The 1,635-nt window shown below is 33.9% G+C and carries 3 tRNA genes and 3 rRNA genes; all 6 read left to right on the top strand.

The annotated features are described in order from the left end of the window. Positions 1 to 117: ribosomal RNA gene (locus Ctaglu_RS24630) — 23S ribosomal RNA — on the top strand; the annotation flags it as partial. A gap of 58 nt (positions 118 to 175) precedes the next feature. Then, positions 176 to 292: ribosomal RNA gene (gene rrf, locus Ctaglu_RS24625) — 5S ribosomal RNA — on the top strand. Between the two features lie 5 nt (positions 293 to 297). Further along, positions 298 to 372 (top strand) — tRNA-Asn (locus Ctaglu_RS24620). 39 nt (positions 373 to 411) lie between these two features. Then, positions 412 to 528: ribosomal RNA gene (gene rrf / locus Ctaglu_RS24615) — 5S ribosomal RNA — on the top strand. A 7-nt stretch (positions 529 to 535) separates the two neighbouring features. Then, a tRNA-Ile gene (locus tag Ctaglu_RS24610) sits at positions 536 to 612 on the top strand. A gap of 3 nt (positions 613 to 615) precedes the next feature. Continuing rightward, positions 616 to 691: transfer RNA gene (locus Ctaglu_RS24605), tRNA-Ala, on the top strand. Positions 692 to 1,635: the final 944 nt, after the last annotated feature.

Below are 1,635 nucleotides of genomic sequence, written 5' to 3'. Positions count from 1 at the left end.
CGTGCGTAAGCACGGTGTTAGTAAGACTCCTGGAAGAACACCAGGTTGATAGGTTAGAGGTGTAAGCATGGTAACATGTTCAGCTGACTAATACTAATAAGTCGAGGGCTTGACCTTAATATATATAAGCGAAAAATTTCACTATGCAATTTTGAGAGAATATAAATTTTCTCAATCTAGTGATTATGGCATGAAGGTAACACCCGTTCCCATACCGAACACGAAGGTTAAGCTTCAATGCGCTAATGGTACTGCAGGGGCAACCTTGTGGGAGAGTAAGTCGTCGCTAGGTAATGTTCCGCGATAGCTCAACGGTGGAGCACTCGGCTGTTAACCGATAGGTTGAAGGTTCAAATCCTTTTCGCGGAGCCATTTTTAAAAATTTAATAGTATATTGGTGATATTAGCCAATCTGGTGATTATGGCATGAAGGTAACACCCGTTTCCATACCGAACACGAAGGTTAAGCTTCAATGCGCTAATGGTACTGCAGGGGCAACCTTGTGGGAGAGTAAGTCGTCGCCAGGTAATTTATGGATCTTTAGCTCAGCTGGTTAGAGCTACCGGCTCATAACCGGTCGGTCCGGGGTTCGAGTCCCTGAAGGTCCACCATAAGGGGATATAGCTCAGCTGGGAGAGCACCTGCCTTGCACGCAGGGGGTCAAGGGTTCGATTCCCTTTATCTCCACCAAAAAAACAGTTCATATTGGACTGTTTTTTTATTTTTTTGCATAATTAATTCTAAAATTCATTAAAGGTTTTCGTAAATAAAATTTTATTCACTTTCAGGTCTTACTTTTATACCTGTCTGGGTATGATTTTAAATTGATACATAGTAAAACTTATAATATTTTTCCTGGCATTTTAATTGTGTATATACCATTTGTTGAATTTATAATATGGGGAGCATGTTAGTTTTTCTTTGTAGGAAATTATATTTAAATTACTTTTTATCATTATCGTTTTTAAACTTCTTAGGGTAGTGAATTTTTAACGTCATTTCAGAAAGAAAGACTCCCACTTCTATAAGTTGGAGTCATATACTACAATTTATAGAAAACTTCAGTGGGGGATAACAATTGAGAATTATTATCTGCTCAACAGGTCTACAATGGGGGAATCTCATTCTGAAGTCTTCAATTGTAAGATGATTTAATGTAATAGACTTAGAGCTTGTTAATTAATCTTATAACATTTGCAATGAATTCTGAAAAAAAATGCATAATATGCTTAAATATAGACAAATTATTATATACCTAGCCATGTGTGTCAATACAACTAAAACAAAGTAATATGTAGAAATATCTAGGAAATGAAGGATAATATTGATATATAAGAATAAATCTAAATATACTATTTTATTATTATGATAGAATACTCCTTGTCGCTACTAGTGAGTAACGATAAAGGTAAACATTGATAAGTTAACATTTAATATTTAAAAAATATATTTAAAAAATATTAAAAAAAGTTGTTGACAAAATAAGAAATGCCTAGTATAATAGTAAAAGTCGTCACATGATGACAAAACAAGTTGGTCTTTGAAAATTAAACAGAGAAATAGGTAAAATAGCGAAATAATATTTCGTTAGACCAGTTAATTACTTTAGATAAAAAAGTAATTTTAGTCGTAAG

The sequence above is a fragment of the Clostridium tagluense genome (assembly GCF_003865095.1).
Classification (GTDB): domain Bacteria; phylum Bacillota; class Clostridia; order Clostridiales; family Clostridiaceae; genus Clostridium_AD; species Clostridium_AD tagluense.
This window is presented reverse-complemented; position numbering and strand designations above follow the sequence as displayed.